Annotated in this window: 19 protein-coding genes and 1 pseudogene; 9 read left to right on the top strand and 11 right to left on the bottom strand. The window is 37.4% G+C overall.

Annotated elements, in window-relative coordinates:
* Window positions 1-493, top strand: a 493-nt coding sequence (locus AACZ30_RS06120; protein ID WP_339648294.1) for a thioredoxin fold domain-containing protein, incomplete at its 5' end; no start/stop codon positions are given.
* 79 nt (window positions 494-572) lie between these two features.
* On the opposite strand, the gene AACZ30_RS06115 is transcribed toward AACZ30_RS06120, so the two are convergent.
* The 5 genes from AACZ30_RS06115 to surE all read right to left on the bottom strand — a co-directional run bounded on the left by AACZ30_RS06115 (window position 573) and on the right by surE (window position 5,468).
* Window positions 573-2,618: a ComEC/Rec2 family competence protein gene (locus AACZ30_RS06115; protein WP_339648293.1), complete on the bottom strand. Its 2,046-nt coding sequence runs from the start codon at window positions 2,616-2,618 to the stop codon at window positions 573-575.
* Window positions 2,619-2,667: 49 nt separating this feature from the next.
* A complete protein-coding gene (locus tag AACZ30_RS06110) occupies window positions 2,668-3,207 on the bottom strand; it encodes a C40 family peptidase (protein WP_339648292.1) in 540 nt (179 codons plus the stop codon).
* Window positions 3,208-3,210: 3 nt separating this feature from the next.
* Entirely contained in the window at window positions 3,211-4,326 is a 1,116-nt protein-coding gene (gene lpxB, locus AACZ30_RS06105) for a lipid-A-disaccharide synthase (RefSeq protein ID WP_339648291.1), read from the bottom strand.
* 85 nt (window positions 4,327-4,411) lie between these two features.
* Window positions 4,412-4,693, bottom strand: coding sequence for a hypothetical protein (locus AACZ30_RS06100; RefSeq protein ID WP_075325850.1), 282 nt, complete (start codon window positions 4,691-4,693; stop codon window positions 4,412-4,414).
* Complete coding sequence (gene surE / locus AACZ30_RS06095) at window positions 4,686-5,468, bottom strand: 5'/3'-nucleotidase SurE (RefSeq protein ID WP_075325851.1); 783 nt, start codon at window positions 5,466-5,468, stop codon at window positions 4,686-4,688. The genes AACZ30_RS06100 and surE overlap by 8 nt, the downstream gene beginning before the upstream one ends.
* A gap of 146 nt (window positions 5,469-5,614) precedes the next feature.
* Between surE and AACZ30_RS06090 the strand changes: the two genes are divergently transcribed.
* Complete coding sequence (locus AACZ30_RS06090) at window positions 5,615-7,750, top strand: carboxy terminal-processing peptidase (protein ID WP_339648289.1); 2,136 nt, start codon at window positions 5,615-5,617, stop codon at window positions 7,748-7,750.
* A gap of 193 nt (window positions 7,751-7,943) precedes the next feature.
* On the opposite strand, the gene rodA is transcribed toward AACZ30_RS06090, so the two are convergent.
* The 5 genes from rodA to purH all read right to left on the bottom strand — a co-directional run bounded on the left by rodA (window position 7,944) and on the right by purH (window position 14,993).
* A complete protein-coding gene (gene rodA, locus AACZ30_RS06085; RefSeq protein WP_339648288.1) occupies window positions 7,944-9,194 on the bottom strand; it encodes a rod shape-determining protein RodA in 1,251 nt (416 codons plus the stop codon).
* Window positions 9,195-11,063: a penicillin-binding protein 2 gene (gene mrdA / locus AACZ30_RS06080; protein WP_339648287.1), complete on the bottom strand. Its 1,869-nt coding sequence runs from the start codon at window positions 11,061-11,063 to the stop codon at window positions 9,195-9,197.
* A gap of 492 nt (window positions 11,064-11,555) precedes the next feature.
* Window positions 11,556-12,380, bottom strand: a complete 825-nt coding sequence (gene mreC / locus AACZ30_RS06075; RefSeq protein WP_075325855.1) for a rod shape-determining protein MreC — start codon at window positions 12,378-12,380, stop codon at window positions 11,556-11,558.
* Between the two features lie 13 nt (window positions 12,381-12,393).
* Entirely contained in the window at window positions 12,394-13,422 is a 1,029-nt protein-coding gene (locus tag AACZ30_RS06070) for a rod shape-determining protein (RefSeq protein WP_057482684.1), read from the bottom strand.
* 38 nt (window positions 13,423-13,460) lie between these two features.
* The gene (gene purH / locus AACZ30_RS06065) at window positions 13,461-14,993 is read right to left on the bottom strand and encodes a bifunctional phosphoribosylaminoimidazolecarboxamide formyltransferase/IMP cyclohydrolase (protein WP_339648284.1); all 1,533 of its coding nucleotides are present in this window, start codon (window positions 14,991-14,993) and stop codon (window positions 13,461-13,463) included.
* 237 nt (window positions 14,994-15,230) lie between these two features.
* On the opposite strand from purH, the gene AACZ30_RS06060 reads away from it, so the two are divergent.
* On the top strand, window positions 15,231-16,484 hold the full coding sequence (locus tag AACZ30_RS06060) for an ABC transporter permease (protein WP_093303359.1): 1,254 nt from the start codon (window positions 15,231-15,233) through the stop codon (window positions 16,482-16,484).
* A gap of 93 nt (window positions 16,485-16,577) precedes the next feature.
* Here the strand turns inward: AACZ30_RS06060 and AACZ30_RS06055 are convergent, their stop codons facing one another.
* Entirely contained in the window at window positions 16,578-17,039 is a 462-nt protein-coding gene (locus AACZ30_RS06055) for a GAF domain-containing protein (RefSeq protein ID WP_208224464.1), read from the bottom strand.
* 87 nt (window positions 17,040-17,126) lie between these two features.
* On the opposite strand from AACZ30_RS06055, the gene xrtF reads away from it, so the two are divergent.
* From xrtF to AACZ30_RS06025, 6 genes and pseudogenes are all read left to right on the top strand, one after another.
* Window positions 17,127-17,672: an exosortase family protein XrtF gene (xrtF, locus tag AACZ30_RS06050; protein ID WP_339648282.1), complete on the top strand. Its 546-nt coding sequence runs from the start codon at window positions 17,127-17,129 to the stop codon at window positions 17,670-17,672.
* On the top strand, window positions 17,669-18,112 hold the full coding sequence (locus tag AACZ30_RS06045; protein ID WP_339648280.1) for an exosortase F system-associated protein: 444 nt from the start codon (window positions 17,669-17,671) through the stop codon (window positions 18,110-18,112). The genes xrtF and AACZ30_RS06045 overlap by 4 nt, the downstream gene beginning before the upstream one ends.
* Before the next feature lie 66 nt (window positions 18,113-18,178).
* Window positions 18,179-18,571 (top strand): hypothetical protein, encoded by a 393-nt coding sequence (locus AACZ30_RS06040; RefSeq protein WP_339648278.1) that lies wholly within the window; start codon window positions 18,179-18,181, stop codon window positions 18,569-18,571.
* A 195-nt stretch (window positions 18,572-18,766) separates the two neighbouring features.
* The gene (locus AACZ30_RS06035; RefSeq protein ID WP_339648277.1) at window positions 18,767-22,600 is read left to right on the top strand and encodes an efflux RND transporter permease subunit; all 3,834 of its coding nucleotides are present in this window, start codon (window positions 18,767-18,769) and stop codon (window positions 22,598-22,600) included.
* Window positions 22,601-22,637: 37 nt separating this feature from the next.
* The gene (locus AACZ30_RS06030; protein ID WP_208224471.1) at window positions 22,638-23,906 is read left to right on the top strand and encodes a TolC family protein; all 1,269 of its coding nucleotides are present in this window, start codon (window positions 22,638-22,640) and stop codon (window positions 23,904-23,906) included.
* Window positions 23,893-25,233: pseudogene (locus AACZ30_RS06025) on the top strand (efflux RND transporter periplasmic adaptor subunit); the annotation flags it as partial. The gene AACZ30_RS06030 and the pseudogene AACZ30_RS06025, both read left to right, overlap by 14 nt.

The following is a 25,233-nucleotide window of genomic DNA, read 5'->3' as shown; positions in this document are numbered from 1 at the left end:
TCAAGCTCAGGAGATTAACTGGATGAGTATGAACGAGGCCCTGGCAGCACAGGAAAAAGAACCTAAAAAGATATTTATGGATGCCTATACCGTATGGTGCGGCCCCTGTAAAATGTTAGATAAAAATACCTTTACCAATAACGATGTGATCGAGTTTGTAAATGAAAATTATTACCCGGTAAAGTTTAATGCTGAAGGTCCTGAAGAAATTGATTTTAAGGGTCAGCTATTTAAAAATCCGCAGTACGATCCTGAAAAGAAGACAAGAAGAAATTCGCCGCACCAATTGGCCAGGGCTTTAAAAATCACAGGCTATCCAAGTCTTGTTTTCTTTGACGAAGAAGCCAATTTAATTGCTCCTATTCCAGGGTATAGAACCCCACAACAACTGGAGCTTTATTTAAAACTGTTTGTGGAAGATGAATATAAAAAAATGACTTCAAAAGAAGCTTTTGCAGATTACCAGGAGAATTTTGAAGGTTCTTTTGAGTAAAATATTTCGGTCTCGAGACCAACCGCGTGTTTAAGTCTCGATTCTCGAGTAGAATTTAAGTGTTAGTTGATAGTGGGCCTTATGGTTCAGTAGAGATGCGAAAAGCCCCGTTTTTACCTGTATGGTGAAAACGGGTTTTTTGTTTTTTGGCGGTTTCTGCCCAACGGGATAAATAAGTATGATAGTTGCTTCCGTCGGCAACAATTATTTTTGGATTTAAACATCCAATTAGCCGTTCTAAGTTGATTTTAGGGGAATCCCGAAGTAACACCAGGTCAGGCTTAAAATTGTTTAACTTGTAAACTGCACTGCTGTCTACAATTAAAACCGAAGTTTCAGAAAGCGCTAAAATATTCTGGATTTGCTTTTCTTCAATTTGATTGATATTCCGTCCGGTTTTATAATCTTTTAAACGGATTTCCTCTTGAATTTCATTAGCTAAATTATGATATAAAATTAGCTTTTTATCTTTTTGAATTCCTATCATAGTTTTTCTAGACTTATGAAAAACTATACTTTCTGAAGTTGAATTCTGCATTTTGCTATAGAGCATACTACTTTGAAATATTAGAATTCCGCAGAGAAAAAAAACAAGATTTCTGAAGCTTTTTTGATAGAGTAAAAGAATAAAAAAGAAAATCAATAAATAGGCACTCAGGTTTTGCCAAATATTAAAGTGAATATCGGTAAACACAAACTCTTCTTTTCCCGCCACCCAGGATATAAATTGGTTCATTAAACTGATTAGTTTTCCATAAGTTTCAGCGATAAAATTTGGGAGTAAATTCAGTAAAGAAAGTATGATAACCAAAATACCCAGTCCTAAAATAATTCCCAGTACCGGTAGCACAACCAAGTTGGAAAGGAAAAATAAGCCCGGAAACTGATGAAAATAAAATAAACTTAAAGGTAATACCCCAATCTGCGCTGCGATACTTACGCTTAATAATCCCCAGAAGTACTTTGTGATTTTAAATTTTGGTTGCCAGAGCTTAAATAATTTAGGCTGAATGGTGACAATTGCAAAAACCGCAAGATAACTCAGTTGAAAACCCACCTGAAATATGAAATAAGGATTTACAAGTAGTAAAATAAACAGCGAAATAAATAAACTGTTTAAAACACTGGTTTTTCGCCGCATTTGCATCCCGATAGCGATAAAAGAAAACATCGTTACGGCTCGAACCACCGATGGCGAAAGTCCTGCCAAAATAGCGAAGCCCCACATTAATATTATTAAAAGAATGGTTTTAAATATTAATCCGTTTTTTAAATAATTAAGCGGTTTAAAAAGCCAGTTTAAAATGAGTAAAATAATCCCCACGTGAAGTCCCGAAACCGCCAAAATATGAATCGCCCCCGCGGCGGCATATTCTTCATAGATTTCTTTTGAAATATCCTGTCTTTGCCCCAGCAATAAAGCCTGTATTATTGCGAGCTCATTTTTTTCTATTTTAGTTTCAGAGAGTTTTTGAATAATTGTTTCTCTCAATTTCGAGGCATAACTAACCGCAGATTCTTCCTTTTCGTTTAAAATTTTTATTTCAGAATCGCCGACTTGTAACTGCTTTTCTACCCGCTGTTTCTGCATATAGTTTCGGTAATTAAAGCGATAGGGATTTAGCGGTTCGGCAATATTTTTTAGGTTATAAGGAACAAGTAGTTTCATTCCGGGGGCCAAGTCTTTATTTATTGAATCTTTTGAAATACTCAATAGAATCCTTCCTTTTACTAGCCTTGAATTTTCTGTAGAAAAAATCTTTTCAACTTCAGCGAGATAGGGTTCGTTGTAAAGATTGGGTTTAAGACTTTCGGTAATGCGAATTTGCATTATTTCAGCTTCAGAATCTTCGAGATTTATATAATGATTTGCCAGGTTTTTTGGCTGGTGAAGAAAAGCTGCTGCAACTCCCAGAGTGAAAATTAAACTCCAGGTACATATTCCGAAGAAAACATCGTCAAATATTTGGTTACGTGCCCTAAGAAAACCTGCAATGAAAAGAAGAAATAAACAACCAAAAAATATAAAAAGAGCAGTACCTGGGATTTCAAAAGAAAATCCGGTAATTATTCCCAGGATTAGGAATAGAGAAAGTTTAATTATGGTGAAATTCAAAAATTGCATCCCTATTGTTTTTTGTAGGGCGGCAATTATCTTTTGAAGATACTAAAAATTATAAAATTCGGCGAGCCATTACAAAAGTATCATTCCAATAAGGTTCTGAAAGTGAAGAAATAATAACCCCGCGAGAGGTGGAGGAGTGGATAAAATAAATATTGTCCCGTTCCTTTTCTACCACTAAACCAACGTGGTTAATTACTTTTTTATTCTTGTTGGTTTCAAAAAATAATAAATCGCCGGGGGTTACTTCCTTTATATAAAGCCGTTCGCCTTCTAAAGACATGGCGCGGGAATTTCTTGGAACAGCGATATCTTCTTCTAAAAACGCTGTAAAAATAAGTCCGGAGCAATCCATTCCTCGTTTGGTAGTACCGCCATATTTGTAGCGCGTGCCTTCAAAACTTTTGGCTTTAGATATGATGTTATAAACTTTATTATCTACGGGTTCAATTTCAGTGTTTCTTGAAGGAGAAACTCTTTCAGCTCGATTTTCTTCACTTTTAGTAGTAATAACTTTAGAGCGTGAGCTCCCGCAGGAAATAAGGCTAATAAGAAAAAAGCCTAAAAAAAAGAACTTAAAAACTTTCTTCATAAATCAATTTTTAATCGCTTCTACAATAAGTTTGGCGGTTTTTTCACTGGCGCCTTTTCCGCCAAGTTTTCTTTCCAGTTCAAAATAATCTTTAAAGATTCTCTTACGATTTTCTTCGTCCAGTATTTTCTTAAACTCTTTTTTTAGCGTTTTCGTATTAAAATCGTCCTGAATTAATTCTTTTACAACCTCCCGTTTCATAATAAGATTTACCAAAGAAATATAATCAAGGTTTACTATTCGGCGAGCAATTTGGTAGGAAATATAGTTGCCTTTATAGCAAACCACTTCAGGAATTTTAAATAATGCGGTTTCTAAGGTTGCCGTGCCCGATGTTACCATAGCAGCGTGAGAAAGGCTAAGTATATCGTAAGTTCTGTTCATTATTAATTTTATATTCTTTTGCTTAATAAAAGGAGCGTAGAACTCTGCATCCTGGCTGGGAGCACCGGCAATTACAAATTGATATTCAGGGAAATCTGGGGTAATACTTAACATAACCTCCAGCATTTTTGAAATTTCCTGTTTTCGGCTTCCGGGTAATACTGCAATTATTGGCCTATCGTCTAATTGATATTCTTCTTTTAGTGCTGCTACATCGGGAAGATCTTTTTGGCCAATGGCGTCAATAAGCGGGTGGCCCACAAAATGAACGGGGAAATTATGTTTTTCTTCATAAAATTCTTTTTCAAAAGGCAGGATTACGTACATATAATCTATATCGCGCTTTATGGCCTGAATTCGGTTTTCTTTCCAGGCCCAAATTTGCGGAGAAATGTAGAAATGTGTCTGGTAAGCTTCCTTTTTTGCCCATTTAGCAATTCTTAAATTGAAGCCGGGATAATCTATAAAAATAATGGCGTCTGGATTAAAAGCGCTAATATCTTTTTTGCAAAACGAAATATTACTTAAAATGGTTTTTAAGTTAAAAAGTACTTCGGCAAAACCCATAAAAGCAAGTTCCCGATAATGTTTTACCAGTTCACCTCCCTGCGCCTGCATAAGATCACCACCCCAAAACCTAAATTCAGCTTCGGGATCGGTTTGTTTTAACGCGCGCATTAGATTAGAAGCGTGAAGGTCTCCAGAAGCTTCTCCTGCTATTATGTAATATTTCATATTTATAAAATTTATCCCAGTTTTGGCATTGAACACAAACTTATAATTATTACCAATTTTTGGGTTCAGCAGCAGCCGATTTCATTTAAACTATTTTTGAAATGAAAATAGTAATTGCTGCAATAATACTAGCTAAAAGTACACCTCTTGCGTGATAGATTTGTTTTTTTCTAAGGAAGACGAAAAAAGGTAGAAAGTTTAAAATAGCTCCCAGGGCAATGAGCTTGCCAATATAACCTTCAGCAATTGCATCATCTAGCGTTTCGTCTATTCCCATTTCTGAAAAAAGTAGGATATAAAGAAAAATGCCACCAATATTGGCAGAAATTCCGGTTAAAAATCCTATGAAAATATTTTGCTTAATCATTAAGTTCCCAATTATTTAAATCGTCTAAAAAGTGATGGGCCGTTAAATCAAATTGTACGGGAACTACAGATACATATCCTTTTTCAAGCGCCCATTCATCGGTGTCTTCGCCTTTATCTTTATTTACAAATTTTCCCGTAAGCCAGTAATATTCACGTCCCTGCGGATTGGTTCTTTTATCAAATTCTTCTTCCCATTGTGCGTTGGCCTGCCTGCAAACCTTCATTCCCTTAATTTCTGAAGCGGGAAGTTTTGGAATATTTACATTTAAAACCACCCCTTTTGGAAGTCCGTTTTTAATAACATTTCTGGTAATGGCTTTTACATATTTCCTGGCTGGTTCAAAATCGGCATTTAACGAGTAATCTAATAATGAAAATCCAATAGCGGGAATTCCTTCTACACCAGCTTCAACAGCAGCACTCATTGTCCCCGAATAAATTACGTTTATAGAAGAATTTGAACCATGGTTAATTCCGCTTACACAAAGATCTGGTTTCCTGTGCAAAATTTCCTGGGTAGCGATTTTCACGCAGTCTGCGGGAGTGCCCGAGCAGCTGTATTCTTTATGCTTATAATTTTCCTTAATAGTAACCTGTTCGCAAAATAAAGTATCGCTAATGGTTATAGCGTGTCCCATTCCGCTTTGTGGGCTATCTGGTGCCACTACTACTACATCACCCAGTTCTTTCATTACCTCAATCAAAGTTCTTATTCCGGGAGCGGTAATACCATCGTCATTAGTAACCAGTATTAATGGTTTTTTCTTTGTCATAGCCTATTTTTTAAAGGAGCTAAAATAGTAATTTCAAGAAGAAACCTTATCTTAGTAGTTTAACAAATTATTATTACCTGTTAGCTTTATTGGCACAATTTTTAATGTATTTTGGGGAGCTGTTAATGATGAAATTTATGCTATTTATGAAAAAGAATTTTAAAATCCTGGTGGTAGTGCTTTTAATGGCTGCTACTTCCTGTAGTTTTACTACTAAAAAATTCGACGATCCTAATAAAGACAAACTTCTTATAGATCTTATTACCTATGTGCTTAATGAAGGGCACTATGATGCAAGAGAGATTAATGATGAATTTTCTGAAGGGGTTTACGATAAGTACCTTGGTGGCCTGGATGGCTCTAAACGCTTCTTCTATGCCAGTGATGTTGAAGAGTTTAATGAATACAGGGATAAAATAGACGACCAGATTAAGGAAAAGGAAATTGGCTTTTTTGATCTTACTTATAACCGACTTCAAAAACGATCTGAAGAGGCACGAAAAATCTACAAAGAAATCCTTGAAAAACCTTTCGATTTTTCTGAAGCTGAAGATATAAATACAGACTTTTCTGAAGCTGAGTATGTATCTTCAAAAAAAGAACTAAAGGAGCGTTGGAGAAAACAACTTAAATTTTCTACTCTTATCACTTTTCACGATAAAGTTGAGGAAGAGGAAATGAAAAAAGAAGAAGACTCCGAATATGAAATGAAATCTAAAGAAGAACTTGAGAAAGAAGCCCGTGAGGTAACTTTAAGTTCTTTAGACGAATATTACGATTTTACCGATGATTTAGAGCGTAAAGATTACTTTTCAGTTTATTTAAATGCTATTGTAGAATCTTTTGATCCTCATACACTATATTTCGCACCACAGGATAAGGACAGGTTTGATATTGCAATGTCTGGAAAACTGGAAGGAATTGGCGCCCGTCTTCAAAAGAAAAGCGACAATATTACCGTAACCGAAGTTATATCTGGTGGTCCTGCCTGGAGAAGTGAAGAACTTTCTGAAGGAGATGAGATATTAAAAGTACAGCAGGAAGATGAAGAAGATCCTGTGAGTATTGTAGGAATGCGCCTGGAAGATGCGGTAGACCTAATTAAGGGCCCAAAAGATTCTAAAGTTACCCTAACAGTTCGTAAAAAGTTAATGGGTAATATTGAAGAAATTACGCTAACCCGTGATATTGTTGAAATTGAAGAAACCTATGCTAAAACTGCTATGGTTGAGCAGGAAGGGAAGAATTTTGGGATAATAAATTTACCGAAATTCTACTTTAATATGGAAGATTATGAAGAGCGAAATGCTGCTTCAGATATCAAAAAGGATATCATTCGTTTAAAAGAAAAAAATATGGATGGCCTTGTGCTGGACCTTAGAAATAACGGTGGAGGCTCTTTAAAAACAGTAGTAGATATTGCCGGGCTTTTTATTGAAGAGGGACCAATTGTTCAGGTTAAATCTAACGGACAAAGAAAAGATGTACTTTCAGATGAAGATCCGTCTGTACTGTGGGATGGTCCTTTAGTTATTCTTGTAAACGAACTTTCAGCTTCGGCCTCAGAAATTCTGGCGGCTGCAATGCAAGACTATAAACGTGCAATTATTATAGGAAGTAAACAAACCTATGGTAAAGGTACTGTACAGAATGTGATAGATCTTAACCGTTGGTTAAGAAGTAATGAATTTGGAGATGTTGGTGCACTTAAACTTACTACTCAAAAGTTTTATAGAGTTAATGGTGGTTCTACCCAGTTAGAAGGGGTGAAAAGTGATGTTGTGGTGCCAGATCGTTATAGCTTTGTAGATATTGGCGAGAAAGACCAGGATAATCCGTTGCCGTGGGATAAAATAGATCCGGCTAAATATGAAGTTTGGGATGGTTATGTAGATTTTGAAAAAACAATTGCAAACAGTAAAGACCGAATGAACGCTAATGAGCAATTAAAGCGCATTGAACAACACGCTAAATGGATTAAAGACCAAAGTGAAAATAGTGCACATTCCCTTAATTTTGAAGAATACGCGGCAACCGCAGAAAGAAATCAGGAAATGGCAAAAAGCTTTGATTCTATAAATGATTATAAGACCAACCTGACATTTACTTCTTTACCCTATGAAGAAAAGATGTTTGAAAATGATACTATTCTAAAAGAAAAAAGAGATCGTTGGCATAAGAATTTAAGTAGAGATGTTTACGTTGAAGAAGCAATTCACGTACTATCTGATATGCGAAAAAATAATATTAGAGAAGATAAATTAGCGAAAGTAAGAGACTAGTTTTCTTCTAAAAAGAGTAAAAGCGCTTCAGCAATGAAGCGCTTTTTTTATGCTATAATTGATTAAATGAAAAATTCTGAAGTAAACTTTATTACCAAAAAGTTTAAATTTGCTGTATGTTGAAAAGAAAATATATTTATCCGCTAATCATTCTGGCGGTTGCGGCTGCTTTATTGCTGGTAGAACGTTGTAATTAGAAAGACATCCTGTCTGAATCCAGTTTGACAAAAATAAACAGGAGAATTGTAAATGCCCAAAGTCCCGAACCTCCATAACTTAAAAATGGTAAGGGAATTCCAACGGTGGGGAAAATGCCTATAACCATTCCAATATTTACAAGGAAGTGCATAAAGATTATTCCTATTACCCCATAGCCGTAAACCCGGTTAAAAGTTGAACGTTGCCGCTCTGCCATATAAAGTAGACGCAACATAAGCAGTATAAACAGGGCAAGAATAAACGTGCTTCCTAAAAAGCCCCATTCTTCCCCTACGGTGCTAAAAATATAATCGGTATGTTGTTCAGGCACAAAATGACCTTTTGTTTGTGTTCCTTCTGTCCAGCCTTTTCCGAATAACCCGCCGCTGCCTATTGCAATTTCACTTTGGTTAGTATTATAACCAATACCACGAGAATCTACTTCTTTGCCTAATACAATATTAAATCTATCCCGGTGATGCTGTTTAAACACATTTTCAAATACATAATTTACTGAAAGCGAAAATCCAACTGCAACCGCTGCAAAAAATAAATATTTTAAAATGTTAGGTCTTCTTTTTCGGTTTTTAAGATAAACAAGTATTGCAATTAGTAATATTCCGACAATTACCCACAAGGGGCCGAATGCCAGTGTGGCTACAAATAGAATAGCAGCGAAAAATCCGAGTAACAAATAAGCAAAATGCAGCCCTTCTCTGTACAGTGCAAATGCAAATGAAAAATAGACCATGGCACTACCTGCATCGGGCTGTAAGAGCACTAAGATCATTGGCAGGGCAATAATTAAAAATACTCGTAATTGATGCTTAAAATCTTTAATATTTGTTTGTATACCACTTAGATATTTTGCTACGGCCAAAGCGGTGGCTGCTTTTGCAAATTCTGCAGGTTGAATACTAACTGAGCCAATTTGGTACCATGCAGTCTGCCCGGCAATGGTGCTTCCAAAAACAAATAATCCTGCTAAGCTTAAAAGGCTTGTGGCATAAATTACACTGGAAAAACGCTGGTAAAATTTTGCTTCAATTGAAAGGATTAGAATAATAAGGAAGATGCTTAATGCTATAAACAGGGCCTGCCTGCTATAAGGAGCATCCATATTAAAAAAATCAATAGGGCTACCGGAACCCAGAGACGCCGAATAAATATTGGCCCACCCAAAGCCTACTAATAAAAGGTAAATTAATATAGTAATCCAATCAAATCCTGCTACGCTTTTACTCATTTACCTATTTATTATAAAAGGTTCTCCACTCAATGGTTTTGCGTACTCTTCTTCAAGACTGTGGCTTAAAATCCAGTCTTCCATATCTGTTCTGGTAATTTCTTTTTTAATATATTTTTCAACCATTAAGCTGGCAATTCTTCCTGCGTAACGGCTTCCCCAATATCCGTTTTCCACAAATACTGCAATAGCGATCTTTGGATTGTCTACCGGTGCAAAAGCTATAAAAATAGAATGGTCTGTAAGTTGGGTGCGTTTCCCATCAATTTTTGTAAAGTTTTCTGCGGTACCTGTTTTACCGGCGATTTCAATTCCGGGAATCTGCAAACTTCTAGCGGTACCGTTTTTGTAAACCTGGTGCATACCTTCAACTACAGGATCAAAATGTTTGGAGTCTACCGTTGTGATGTTTTTTACTGTAAATTTCTCTTCTTTTATAGGATCACCTTCTACAGCTTTTAAAATATGGGGAGTGTAGTACCATCCACGGTTTGCAATAGTAGCCGTCATATTTGCGAGTTGAATTGGCGTCATCAAGACTTCTCCCTGGCCAATGGCATTAGATATTGTGGCCGTAGAATACCATTTGTAAGTTGGATAATTATAAATTCGGTTGTAATAATCGGCATCAGGAATTTTGCCCGGTCTCCCTGTACTAAGGTCATTGCCCATAAACTGACCAAGTCCAAAACTTTTTAAATGTGCATTCCAGGTATCAATCCCTTCTTGTGGGGTGGGAAATTTTTCTATTGTTTTTCTATAAACCTGTGCGAAATATGAATTACAGGAATTTGCGATACCCGGCACAAGATCCAGGGGGCTGGGATGAGCATGGCAACCCAAAGGACGCCTGGCTCCGTAATTATAACCGTTGTTGCAGGAAAACCTGTCTTCGGTATCTATTACACCTTCCTGCAGCCCAATTAAACCGGTTAAAGCTTTAAAAGGAGATCCGGGAGGGTATTCTGCTAAAAGTCCGCGATCGTAAAGTGGTTGTGCGATAGAATCATAATATAGCTTGGTGTAATTTGGAGATCTTTTTCGGCCAACTAATAAAGCAGGGTCGTAATTAGGAGCGGTTACCAGGGAAAGAATTTCGCCACTTGCCGGCTCTATAGCTACAATTCCACCTCGTTTGTTTTCCATTAGTTTTTCCCCATACGCCTGTAATTCGGCATCTAAAGTGATATGTATATCTTTCCCTTTAGTGGGAAGCGTATCGTAAATACCATCTTTATAAGGGCCAATGTCCCTGTTAAACCTATCTTTTTGAATATATTTTACACCCTTTTCCCCACGCAGTAATTCTTCGTAAACTTTTTCTACGCCGCTTCTTCCAATAAGGTCACCAGAAATATAATATGGATCTTCATTAACTTTTTTCTGATTCACCTGCGCGATATAGCCTAAAACATTGGCGCTATGATCTACCTGGTAATCTCTTAAAGAACGTTTTTGAATATAAAAACCTTCATATTTTCGCATTTTTTCCTGTAAATAAGCGTATTCCGATTTTGTTAATTGCGGAATAATTACTGACGGAAGAATAGGAGAGTAGATTTTGGCTTTATCTAACCGGCGCCCTAATTCTTTTGGATCTATACTTAGAATTTCGCAGAATTCAGTAGTATCAAAAGGTTTAAGATTGCGTGGAATGGCCATCACATCGTAAGAAGGTTGGTTAGAAACCATCAACTTCCCATTTCGGTCTGAAATATAACCTCGCTGCGGATAGTCGTACACCACTTCAATAGCATTATCCTGAGACCTTACCGCAAAAGAATCGTCCATTATTTGCAAATAGAACAACCGGGCAAGAAAAATAATGCCGGTGGTAAGAATAATAATGTAAAGAAGTAATTTTCTCATCTATATTTTTTACTGAAAACAATAAGGCTTAGCATAATAGTAATAACACTGAAGATCCCTGAAAATAACGTTTTTTTGAGGACTATTATTATATGACTAAAGCTGAACATTTCCAAGAAAAATAAGATAAAATGATGAATTATAATACTGATAAAAATATAGCTTAATCTGGCTCCAAAAGGTGTTGTGGAAAGCCTTAAATTTTGATGATCATAGCTTATTCCAAAAGAAAATCGAAGCAAATTTGGCCTAATAAAAGCAATAACCACACAAGCTGCCGCATGAACGCCGCCGCTGTCTTCAAAAAGATCTATGCTAAAACCTAATAAAAAAGACAGTATTAAAAATAAACTCTGATTTGCATTAAATGGATAAAGTAAAATAAATAATACATAAAGGTAAGGATTTATATAGCCCAGGAAATTAATATTGTTAAGTATTAGCACCTGTATAAATACTAATCCTACAAACCTGATTATATTTTTTAAAATACTATTGTTCATCTTCCTTCTCTAATTCCAGTATTTCTTCCCGGTCCAGGTTTTCAATTACATATACATAACCAATATTGGTCATATCATTAAAAAGCCTAACATTAATATTGTAATAACTCTGGCTTTGGTCCAGTTTAAAATTTTCTACACTACCAATAGGGATCCCTTCAGGAAAAATTAAAGATTTTCCCCCAGTAACTATGGTATCTCCTTCTTTTACCGGGGCCTGTCGTGGCACATCTACCAGCTGAACGATATTAGGATTTTTACCATCCCAGATCAAACTCCCAAAATGATTGGTTTTATTTAACTGGGCGTTAATTTGAGAATCTGAATTTAATATGGAAATTACTCGCGAAAACCTGCTGTTCACACGGTCTACAATACCAATTACTCCCTTGCTTGTTATAACCCCAAATTCAGATTTTATACCGGCTTCTTTTCCCTGGTTTAAGGTTAGAAAATTGTTGGGTTTGGCGTAGTTATTATTAATAACCCTCGCGGTTCTAAAATAATAGGTGCCATCAAAACTGGTGGTATCGGTATAATTTTCTACCGAGATGGTATCGTTTAAATTGGTCAATACATTACGCAGCTGCTTATTTTCTTCCATTAAGCGCTCGTTGTACTCGTCTAAATGCATGTACTTGTCAAAATCGTTGGCCCAGGAATAGATGCCGCCGGTAAGTACGTTAGCCGAGCTTATAAAACTACTTTTATGAAAAGAATGGGTTTGAATGGTAAAGAATACAGCTAATGCAAGCAGAAACAGGAATAGGATATTATTCTTATTCCGAATAAGAAAATTGAAAATTTGCTGCATAAAACTACTTCTCCTACTTTATCAAAATTCCCTTATAACGATTAAGGGTCTTTAAGCATATTCCGGTTCCTCTTACTACGGCTCTTAATGGATCTTCGGCAATATAAACCGGAAGATCGGTTTTTTGAGATAGCCTTTTATCTAATCCTCTAAGCATAGATCCACCACCGGCAAGATAAATACCGGTATTATAAATATCGGCTGCAAGCTCTGGGGGAGTTTGAGATAAGGTTTCCATTACCGCGTCTTCAATCCTTAAAATAGACTTATCCAAGGCTTTGGCAATTTCCCGATAAGAAATGTTTACCTGCTTGGGTTTTCCTGTTAAAAGGTCACGTCCCTGAACACTCATTTCTTCTGGCGGAACTTCCAAATCTTCAGTCGCTGCGCCAATCTGAATTTTTATTTTTTCGGCCGTACGCTCTCCAACATATAAGTTGTGCTGCGTACGCATATAATAAACAATATCATTAGTAAAAACATCACCGGCAATTTTAACCGATTTATCGCAAACAATCCCGCCAAGTGCAATTACCGCGATTTCGGTAGTACCACCACCTATATCTACGATCATATTTCCTTTAGGCTGCATAATATCTACGCCAATACCTATGGCAGCGGCCATAGGTTCGTGAATAAGGTAAACCTCTTTCCCATTTACACGTTCTGCACTTTCTTTTACCGCACGCATTTCAACTTCTGTAATTCCAGATGGAATACAAATTACCATTCTAAGCGCCGGCGTGAACATTTTCTTTTTAAGTGCCGGAATTTCCTTTATGAACATAGTGAGCATTTTCTCACTGGCATCAAAATCGGCAATTACGCCATCTTTTAAAGGGCGAATGGTTTTTATGTTTTCATGGGTTTTTCCCTGCATCATTGCAGCTTCTTTCCCTACTGCGGTTATTTTTCCCGTAGTTCGGTCTCGTGCAACAATAGAGGGGCTGTCTACCACCACTTTATCATTATGAATAATAAGGGTGTTGGCAGTTCCTAAATCTATCGCTATTTCTTCAATGAGAAAGTCAAAAAATCCCATGCTTTGTTTGGTATTGAGGTTTGGTAAATGTAATAAAATTAATGTTTAAAATGGCGTGTTCCCGTCATCACCATAGCTATATTATTTTCGTTGCAATAATCTATACTTAGCTGGTCTTTTATAGATCCTCCGGGCTGGATTACTGCTGAAATTCCAGCGTTACCGGCAATCTCTACACAATCTGGAAACGGGAAAAACGCATCGCTGGCCATAACCGCTCCTTTTAAATCGAATTTAAAAGATCTCGCTTTCTCTATGCTGTGTGTTAAAGCATCTACACGAGAAGTTTGCCCGGTGCCGCTGGCGCATAATTGTTTGTTTTTTGCTAAAACGATGGTATTCGATTTTGTGTGCTTGCATATTTTGGAAGCAAACAACAAATCAGATAACTCGGCATCTGTTGGTTTATTGTTTGTAGCCTCTTTTAAATCTTCAAGCGCATCTGTTTTATTGTCTTTGTCCTGTACCAAAACGCCGTTCAAACAAGTTCTAACCTGTTTCTGCGGAAGTTCAGTCTCTTTCTGAATCAATAAAATTCTGTTCTTTTTTCCTTTTAAAATTTCTTCGGCCTCCTTAGAGAATGAAGGGGCAATAACCACTTCACAGAATAATTGATGAATTTCTTCAGCTGTACTTTTATCAATTTCAACATTACTAATCAAAACTCCTCCAAAGGCTGAAACAGGATCACCCGCCAACGCATCTATATAAGCCTGGTGAACAGTGTCGCGTTGCGCTAAACCACAGGCATTATTGTGCTTTAATATTGCAAAAGTTGGTGCTTCGCCTTTAAATTCGTTGATGAGGTTTACCGCAGCATCAACATCTAATAAGTTGTTGTAAGAAAGTTCTTTTCCGTGCAGTTTTTCAAACATTGCATCAAAATCTCCATAAAAAGTTCCTTGTTGGTGTGGGTTCTCTCCATATCGTAATTCTTTCCCTGTTTGAATGCTCGTTTTATAAGCTTTTACTTCACCTTCAGCATTAAAGTAGTTGAAAATTGCCGTATCATAATGCGAAGAAATATTAAAAGCTTTTCCAGCAAATAGTTTACGATCGGCAAGGCTGGTTTCTCCATTTTTTTCGTCCAGTAAATTTTCAAAACCCTTATAATCTTCTACCGAAGAAACACAAAGCACATCTTTAAAGTTCTTTGCAGCGGCGCGAATAAGCGAAATGCCGCCAATATCTATTTTCTCAATAATATCCTGTTCTGAAGCTCCCGAAGCTACGGTTTTCTCAAACGGATAAAGGTCTACAATCACAATGTCTATCTGCGGAATTTCGTATTCTGCAAGTTCTTTTACGTCACCTTCATTATCCTGCCTGTTCAAAATTCCTCCAAAAACTTTTGGGTGGAGCGTTTTTACCCTTCCGCCTAAAATTGAAGGATAAGAAGTTACATCTTCTACAGGTACAACTTCAATTCCAAGATCTTTTATAAAATTTTCGGTGCCACCAGTAGAGTAAATGGTGATTCCCAGGTTGTTAAGTTTTTTTACAATAGGTTCCAGGCCTTCTTTGCTGAATACAGATATTAAAGCAGATTTTGCTTTTTTTAAGTCGCTCATTGTGTTGTGTTTGTTAAAGTGGCAAAAGTAAGTATTTAACCCAAAAACATAAAAGGCATTTACTTTATTTATCCAGAAATTTTGTAACGAAATTTAAACCCGGGCGTCATACCACTAAGCACATAAAAATTCGGGCTTTATTTACTCGATATCCTGGTATTTATATGTGCCCGGCTGGTAGAATGTTTTAATTTACAATTTAATGCTCCGTGGTTCTGTCCCCGAGCTTTATTTATTATGCTGATATATCTACGCGTACTTAGGGAAAGTTTTAATTTTGCGATAAACGCGCTTAAGAACAATAAGCTAAGAACATTTCTTTCTTTGCTGGGGGTTACTATTGGAATTTTTTCCATTATAGGCGTTCTTGCTGCAGTAGATTCTTTAGAACGTGAAATTAAAGGAAGTTTAAGCGCTTTAGATAACAGCACCATTGTGGTAATGCGTTTTTCTTTTGGCCCCACCGATGTGCCGCAATGGAAACGCCAGCAGTTTCCAGATGTTTCTTACGATGAATATCAATACCTAAAACGAAATCTTCCCAATACCGAATCTATAAGTTTTACAATTGGCGTTCCCGATGAATCTATAAAATATCAGGATGTTACCAGTACCGGTGTTGGAGTTGGCGCTATTACCCACGAATATTACGATATTGAAGCCCTGGAACTGGAAGAAGGTAGGTTTTTTAACGAATCTGAGTCAGTAAGTGGTTCTCCGGTAATTGTGTTAGGGCACGAAATAGCAAATAATCTTTTTGGTGGACTTAATCCTCTTGGTAAGGAAGTGCGTTTATATGGCAGAAAGCTTACCGTTATTGGTGTGCTTAAAAAGCAAGGAGCTAGCTTATTTGGTGGCTCCAGGGATGGCCAGGTGTTCGTTCCTGCAAATATTGTGAGAAGAGTTTATGGAGATAATAATAAGGGTGTTTTTCCGCAATTAATTTTAAAGCCAGAAGATGATGTTGATAATGCCGAATATATGGCAGTTTTAGAACAACAGCTTAGAAATTACCGCGGAATAAAACCTGGCGATATCAATAACTTTTTTATAAATCAACTTCAGGGTTTTGCCGATTTAATAGATAATATTACCGGTCAGCTGAATTTTATAGGATTAATAATTAGCGGATTTTCATTACTGGTGGGCGGTTTTGGAATAGCCAATATTATGTTTGTAAGCGTAAAAGAGCGAACCAATTTAATTGGAATTCAGAAATCTTTGGGAGCCAAAAATAAATTTATTCTCTTTCAATTTTTATTTGAAGCGGTAATCCTGGCTGTTATTGGTGGCCTCGTAGGACTGGGATTGGTTTGGTTGGTTTCTATCGCGGCTTCGCAATTTACCGGCGACTTTGAGTTTGTACTTTCTTCCTGGAATATGTTTGTTGGCTTTGCAGTTTCAGCAGTAATCGGGTTAATTTCAGGAATAATTCCGGCAATTTCGGCTTCAAAATTAGATCCTGTGGAAGCGATTAGGACAGGAATGTAAAATTCAAGAGCATAGAAAATAGAGTATAGAATAAAGATTTTTTACCTATTGGACTTTATCTTTTCTCTCTTATCTCTATTCTTTTTCTCTTTTTTATGCTTTCAAGATTTTAGCTACCTTTTCATTAACCCATTCCAAAAACTCTTCATCTTCCTTAGAAAAAGGATCTGGAGTGTGAGAATCTATATCAATTTGGCCAATGTTCTCGCCGTTTAAGAAAAGCGGTACAACAATTTCAGCTTTCACGTTAATGCTACAGGCTATATAATTAGTTTGTGCTTTTACGTCTGGCACTACAAAGTTTTTATTAGAAACCGCTACCTGCCCGCAAATCCCTTTTCCAAAAGGAATAATAGTATGGTCTGTAGGTTCGCCTGCGAAAGAACGCAATTTCAATTCCTCTTTATCGCCATTTTTAAAATAAAAACCTACCCAATCGTAATATGGGATATTTTCTTTTAAAACCTCACAAACCTGCGACAATCGGTGATCTACCGAAAGATTATCGTTTTCAAGAATAGTTTTAATTTCTGGTTTTAATTTCTGAAATGGCATAGTTGATATTTTGGTGCAAAAGTATTCAAAAATTATAGCAAGCACAGGCTCTTATTTATATAAATTTGTTAAAAACCCTCTCTAAAATTGATCAGGTTATTCATTAAATATAAATCGGTTCTTCGTTTCATTTTTATGTTTTTGGGGAGTTACCTGGTGCTCACCCTTATTTATAACCTTTATTTAGAATTCTTTAGGTCGCCTATTTATTTTCCAGATTACATTACTCATCTGGTTGCAAAACAAAGTGAAACCTTAATTAGTAGTTTTGGTTATAATGCGCAAATTTTACCGCACCAGTCAGAACTCTCTATGAAGCTTATTGTGAATGAAGTTTACCTGGCCAGAATCGTGGAAGGCTGTAATGCAATTAGTATCATTATTTTATTTATCGCTTTTGTACTTTCCTTTTTTGGCCGATTGAAACTCACACTACTTTATCTTTTAGCGGGTAGTGTAATAATTTATGCAATGAATATTATTAGAATTGCTATTCTCGCTGTGGGAATTTACGAGTATCCGCAACATACCGAATTTCTACACAGCATTATATTCCCATTAATTATCTACGGCACCGTATTTTTACTGTGGGTTATCTGGGTGCGTATTTATAGCCAAAAACAGAAATTATGAAACAATTTTTAAGGCTATCAGGCATTGGTGTTTTAGTTATTTTGCTGGTTTTGGTGAGGTTTTTTGAGCATCAGTTATTTTACGATCCACTAATAGATTTTTACCGTTATGGCGGTTATTTAGCAATGGAAGTACCCCAAATTAATTTCCCTAAATTATTGCTTAACCTTAGTTTACGCTACTGGTTAAATACTGCTATTTCCCTGGTAATCCTTTTTGTTAGTTTTCGCGATAAAAACATTGTGAAATTTGCCGCCTTGCTTTTTACCTTACTTTTTGGAATTGGTCTGGCAACATTCAGCGTACTTTATTTTAATTTGAATTCAGAAAATGTAATGGGTTTATTTTATGTACGCCGATTTTTAATTCACCCTGTATTTATCCTTATTTTACTGCCTGCTTTTTATTATTACAGATTAAAAAAATGGGAAAACTCATAATCTTAAAAGTTATTCCCAAAGATCTGAAAAGGCTTTATTTCAAAATTTTACCTATTTTTGTAGCTGATGAAAAAAGCTTTTCAACATAGCATTTCTATAGCAATGGCATTTTTAGTGCTGTTTTCAACCTTTTCTTTTACGGTTGATAAACATTTCTGTGGAAGCTTTTTAGTAGATAAAGCAATTTTTTCTGAAGCCAAAACCTGCGGGATGGAAATGGAAACTTCATCTGAAGATTCCTGCTGTACCAATGAGAAAATTGCGGTAGAAGGCCAGGACGAGTTAAAACACCAGTTTGATTCGCTAGACCTAAATCAACAGCTTTTCCTCACAGGCTTTGCTTATTCCTACATTTTTATTTTTGAAGATTTTTCAAAAGATAATATTCCTTTTAAAGATTATTCTCCACCACTTCTGGTCAAAGACATACAGCTCGAAGACCAGGTTTTCCTTATTTGATATACATTTTTGTAAATGTCATCCTGTTTCAAAATGATAAAATCGTCATTGCGAGGCACGACGCAATCTGTTAATATCAGCAGATTAGATCACCCGATAAACATCGGTGTCATAATGACGTTTACAGTTTCATTTTGGGCTATTTCTCATTTTGTTTACAGCGCTTAGTTGTTTTATTAATGTATATCCACATTCATGTTCAATAAGATTATAAAATATTTTCTTTATAACCGACTGGTTTCTGTCCTGCTTTTAGTATTTCTAATCGGCTGGGGCTTGGTAACTGCGCCTTTTAATTGGGACACTGGATTTCTGCCCAGTGATCCAGTTCCGGTAGATGCTATTCCCGATATTGGAGAAAATCAACAAATTGTTTTTACCGATTGGCCCGGGCGTTCCCCCCAGGATATAGAAGATCAAATTACTTATCCGCTTACCAGTTCACTTTTGGGAATTCCGGGAGTGAAATCTATTCGTAGTTCTTCCATGTTTGGTTTTTCCAGTATTTATATCATTTTTGAAGAAGATGTAGAGTTTTACTGGTCCAGAAGCCGGGTGTTAGAGAAGTTGAATTCTCTTCCTGCAGGTTTATTACCCGATGATGTTCAGCCTACTTTAGGTCCTGATGCTACAGGTTTAGGCCAGGTTTTTTGGTACACTTTAGAAGGTCGCGATAAAGATGGAAATGTTACCGGTGGCTGGGACCTTCACGAATTACGTAAAGTTCAGGATTATTATGTGAAACTTGGACTAAGCGGCGCAAAAGGAGTTTCAGAAGTTGCTTCTATTGGTGGTTTTGTACAGGAATATCAAATTGATGTAAATCCCGATGCGCTTAAAGCCTACGGAATTGGCATCAACCAGGTAAGGATGGCGGTAAAGAATTCTAACCGCGATGCCGGGGCGAAAACTTTAGAGGTAAACAAAGTGGAATACCTGGTACGCGGGCTCGGTTATATTGAATCTATTGAAGATATTGAAAATACTGTTGTAGCCGCAAATGATAACACGCCGGTACTTATTAAGGACCTAGGCCGGGTAAGTTTAGGTCCTGCCGAACGCCGCGGAGTTTTAGATAAGGGAGGAGCTGAAGTTGTTGGTGGTGTGGTAGTAGCAAGGTATGGCTCAAATCCCCTGGCGGTAATTCAAAATACTAAAGATAAAATTCAAGAAATATCTACCGGATTACCATCTAAAACGCTTTCTGATGGTACCGAAAGTCAGTTAACTATCGTCCCTTTTTACGATAGAACACAACTGATTAACGAAACTATAAACACCCTGGAGCGAGCACTTTCCCACGAGGTGCTTATTAGTATTATCGTAATTATAGTACTTGTCTTAAACCTAAGGGCTTCTATTTTAATATCCAGTTTATTGCCGGTGGCTGTACTTATGACTTTTATTGCGATGCGCTATTTTGGGGTAGATGCCAATGTGGTAGCACTTTCAGGAATTGCTATTGCCATTGGAGTGATGGTAGATGTTGGGATTGTTTTTGTTGAAAACACTATTCGCTGGCTGGAAATGCCTGAAAATAAAAATCTCCGCGGAAATAAACTTGCCGGTGTAATTTACAAAGCAACTGCTGAAGTAGCCCCGGCAGTTACAACAGCACTCGCCACCACGATTGTAAGTTTTATCCCGGTTTTCTTTATGGAAAACGCCGAGGGTAAATTATTTCGTCCCCTGGCTTTTACTAAAACCTTTGCATTGGTAGCGGCTTTCCTTATTGGGGTTTTTGTACTGCCCATGTTATCGTATTTCTTTTTCAATATTAAAATTGATAAAAAGAAAACCCAGCAAACCTGGAATATTGTGTTAATCATTTCAGGAATCGCTTTAGCCATTATTTTTAGTTTTTGGTTGCCTTTAGCTTTAACGCTTATCGGGATCGTAAAAATTGTTGAAGACAGGAACCCGCATTTTTTCGGAAAATATACCAATTTGGTAATTCCGGGTTTAATCCTGGCGGTTACTATATTCTTTCTTGCGGAAGAGTGGATGCCACTTGGCTTTCAGAAATCGGCGTTCGCCAATTATATTTTTGTAATCCTGTTGTTAAGTATCACTTTGATAGTGTTAATGATGGTCGTAAAATACTACGAACCTATCTTAAACTGGTGTTTAACTAATAAGGCGAAATTCCTCACACTCCCCATTATCACTATATTTTTTGGTGCGATGATCTGGTTTGGTTTTCCAAAATTATTCGGTTTTGTAGCCAACGGATTTGATAAAGTGGGATGGAATGTGAGAACCACCCAGGTTTGGAGTGGGCTAACGCATACTTTTCCCGGTGTTGGAAAAGAATTTATGCCCTCGTTAAGCGAAGGTAGCTTTTTATTGATGCCCACCACTATGCCACACGCAGGGATGGAGGAAACCACCAAAACCCTGAAACAATTGGATATGGCGGTAACCGGTATTCCTGAAGTTGAGGTTGCTGTTGGGAAATTAGGAAGGGCAGAAACCGCTCTGGATCCTGCCCCAATTTCTATGTTTGAAAATATCATTAATTATAAACCGGAATATATTCATGCAGAAGACGGATCGATGCAACGATTTAAAGTTGATGATGAAAACCGTTTTATTCTCAAATCAGGGGACACGTTAACTAATGCTGAAGCTATTCAAAGAGATGTAATCGCTTCAAATTTAATTGAAGATGAAGATGGAAAATTCTACCGAAATTGGCGCGAACATATTAACAGTCCAGACGATATTTGGAATGAAATTACCAGGCGAACAAAACTTCCCGGGGTAACTTCGGCGCCAAAATTACAACCCATAGAAACCCGTTTGGTAATGTTGCAAACCGGGATGCGGGCGCCAATGGGAATTAAGGTTTACGGTCCCGATCTTCGAATCATTCAAGATTTTGGAATGAAACTGGAAGAATTGCTAAAAGAAGTGCCTTCAGTAAAATCTGAAGCCGTTTTTGCTGATCGGGTTGTAGGAAAACCTTATCTCGAGATCGATATAGACAGAGATGCGATTGCTCGCTACGGACTTAGTATTGAAGATGTACAGCAGACCATTGAAACTGCTATTGGCGGAATGGAAATTACTTCTACGGTAGAAGGCCGGGAGCGATTTCCGGTTAGGGTGAGATATCCCCGCGAATTAAGAAACGATCCTGAAAGTATTAAGAATATTCTTATTCCCACTTCAAATGGGGCTCAAATTCCGTTAAGAGAACTCGCTGAACTTAAATATGAGCGTGGGCCGCAAATGATAAAAAGTGAAGAAACTTTTTTAACGGGGTACGTACTCTTTGATAAACGCGATGGCTTTGCTGAAGTAAACGTAGTAAACGATGCACAGCAGCATATTCAGGATAAAATTGATGCCGGTGAATTGCAGGTGCCGCAAGGAGTTAGTTATAAATTCTCCGGAAATTATGAAAATCAGGTACGGGCTGTAAAACGCCTCGCAATATTAATTCCTATCTGTTTGATTATCATTTTCCTCCTACTATATTTTCAATTTAAGAGCATTATTGCATCCACAATTCACTTTTCAGGCGTATTTGTGGCGTTTGCAGGTGGTTTTATTATGATTTGGCTTTATGGGCAGGGCTGGTTTATGGATTTTGATATGTTCGGCACCAATATGCGTAACCTTTTTCAAATGCAGGAGGTGAATTTAAGCGTAGCAGTTTGGGTAGGATTTATCGCTCTGTTTGGGATCGCTACCGATGATGGCGTTTTAATGGGAACATACATTCACCAGGTTTTTGAACGAAAAAATCCAAAAACAGTTTCAGAAGTTCGGGAAGCGGTGATGGAGGCCGGTTTAAAACGGGTACGCCCTGCAATGATGACCACGGCAGTAACAATCATTGCGCTTTTTCCGGTACTGACTTCAACCGGAAAAGGATCTGATATTATGGTGCCAATGGCCATTCCAATTGTAGGTGGGATGTTGATTCAAATTATGACAATTTTCGTAGTACCGGTTTTACAGGCTATTTGGAGGGAAAAGAAAGAAGCCCCCTCCAACTCCCCCAAAGGGGGGAGGGTTTAGAAACTGATAACCCTAAGGTTTGATTTAAAATATAATAATGAAAATAAACGCGAAACATATAATTTTTACCTTGCTTTTACTCCCCCTTTGGGGGGTAGGGGGGCTTGCCCAGGATTTGGAAGATTATCTCCAAATCGCTGCCGAAAATAACCCAAAGCTACAATCGGCCTATACGCAATTTGAAGCCGCACTACAGCAATCGCCGCAAGTTTCGTCTTTACCAGATCCCACATTAACGGTTAGCGCATTTGGTAGAATGGTAGAAACCCGTCTGGGCGCCCAGGAGGCCCGGTTTAGCCTTATGCAAATGTTTCCCTGGTTTGGAACTTTAAAAACAAAAAAAGAAGCAGCAGATTTACTGGCAGAAGCAAGATTTCAGGAGTATTTGGCAATGCGAGCCGACTTATTTTTCGAAATAAAAAAAGCATATGCTGAGCTTTTTGCTATTGAGAAAACTATTGCTCTAAAAGAGGAAAATCTTGACATTTTGGATTCATATAGGGAGCTTTCCCTCAGTAAGTTTAGAAGCGGAAGTTCAAAAATGGTAAATGTTGTTCGGGTAGATATCAAACGCGACGAAGCCTTAACAGAAATAGAGCTTGAAAAAGAACAACTGGAAAGTTTAAAAAAGCAGTTTAATCTTTTACTGAATAGAGATCGGCAAGCCGATGTTGCAATTCAGGATACCCTGATTTTTAATCCTGAAATACAAAATGAAATAATTAGTCCTGAAGAAGCTTTTAAAATGCATCCAGAACTTACCAAATTCGATAGGGAGCGGGAGGCATATGAAAGTCGTGCAGAAACAGCTCAAAAATCGGGCTTACCTAATTTCGGGATTGGCGTGGATTATTCGATTATTTCAAAACGAACAGATGCAAATCCGCCAATGAACGGGCAAGATGCGATAATGCCTATGTTTTCGGTGAGTTTACCGATTTTCAGAAAAAAATATAAAGCCGCAGAAAAAGAAGCCGAATTAATGCAGGAAGCCGCTATTCAAAATAAAGAAGCGAGAGAGAACCAGTTGCTAAGTGAATTTGAGCAAACGGTCTACGATTTAAATAAAGCTGCCAAACTTCTTAAACTCTACGAACGGCAAATTGAAAGTTCTAACCAGGCAAATAAGCTTTTGGTTTCGGCTTTTAGTAATAACGATGGCGATTTTGAAGAAGTGCTTCAAATGAATCAGGATATTTTAATGCTGAAAACTCAGCAAATAGAGGCTTTGAAAACCGGATTTACGGCTCAGGCAAAAATGGATTATTTATCAGCTAAAACTGAAAATTACGATGAAACGAATTAATAATATATGGAAAGCTGCCGGGATTCTTATCCTGGGACTTTTATTCGGATACCTGCTTTTTGGTGGAGGGAATGATGCTGAAGAAGCTGAAGAGCACGATCACTCTGAAATGAGCGAAAATCAAACCTGGACCTGTTCTATGCACCCTTCGGTACGACAAAATGAACCGGGAGATTGCCCAATTTGTGGAATGGATCTTATTCCCGTTTCAGAAGATGAAAACGAACTGGATTCAGACATGTTTGTGATGAGTGAGAATGCGCTGAAACTTGCAAATGTAGAAACCATGCTGGTTGGAGCCGGTGAAACTTCAAAAGAAATTAGACTTAACGGAAAAGTTGAGGTAGACGAACGAAACACTTACACTCAATCTACCCATATTCCTGGGAGAATTGAGCAATTGCGCGTGAATTTTACCGGTGAAAAAGTGAATCGCGGGCAGGTTTTGGCTAGCGTCTATTCGCCAGAGTAGGTGACTGCCCAGGAAGAATTATTACAGGCAGCCGAGATCAGGGAAAGTCAGCCAGAACTTTTTGAAGCCGCAAAACAAAAGCTTAGAAACTGGAAAATTAGTGAGGCGCAAATTAATAATATGTTGGGTAGAGGTGAGGCTATGGAGAGGTTTTCAATTACTGCCGATGTTGGTGGTGTAGTGACCGAACTTATGGCTGAACAGGGTGATTATTTAGAAAGGGGAATGCCTATTTATAAAATCGCTAATCTTGATAAACTTTGGGTGCTTTTTGATGTTTATGAGAGCAATATGTCCTGGATTAAAGAAGGCAGCACCATAAAATATACTATACAATCAATTCCCGGGGAAACCTTTGAGGGTGAGGTAAAGTTTGTAGACCCGTTGTTAAATAATAATACCCGTGTGGCTACTGCCCGGGTAGAAATTGATAATGAGAATAGACGAATTAAACCAGGAATGTTTGCAACAGGAATTATAGAAAATAACCTTAGTACCGAAAACGAAGAAATTGTAATTCCACAATCTGCAGTTTTGTGGACGGGGAAACGTTCTGTGGTATATGTGAAAGAAAATGTGGAAAACGGCGCCGGATTTAAACATCGGGAAGTGGTTTTAGGTTCTTCTTTAGGGGATTCTTATGTTGTGGAAAAAGGTTTAAGTGCAGGCGAGGAAATTGTGGTAAATGGTACTTTTACCGTAGATGCGGCGGTGCAATTAGCCGGAAAACCCAGTATGATGAATCCGCAGGAAAATGGTACAGGTGATATTAAAGAGATGGAATTATCTGCAGCCGGGAAAAACGAAATTCAGGAGGTATTTAATTCTTATTTGGCATTAAAAAATGCCCTGGTA

This window comes from uncultured Salegentibacter sp. (genome assembly GCF_963972535.1).
In the GTDB taxonomy this organism is placed as follows: domain Bacteria; phylum Bacteroidota; class Bacteroidia; order Flavobacteriales; family Flavobacteriaceae; genus Salegentibacter.
The sequence above is the reverse complement of the archived record's forward strand: the minus strand, read 5'-3'. Positions and strand labels throughout refer to the sequence as shown.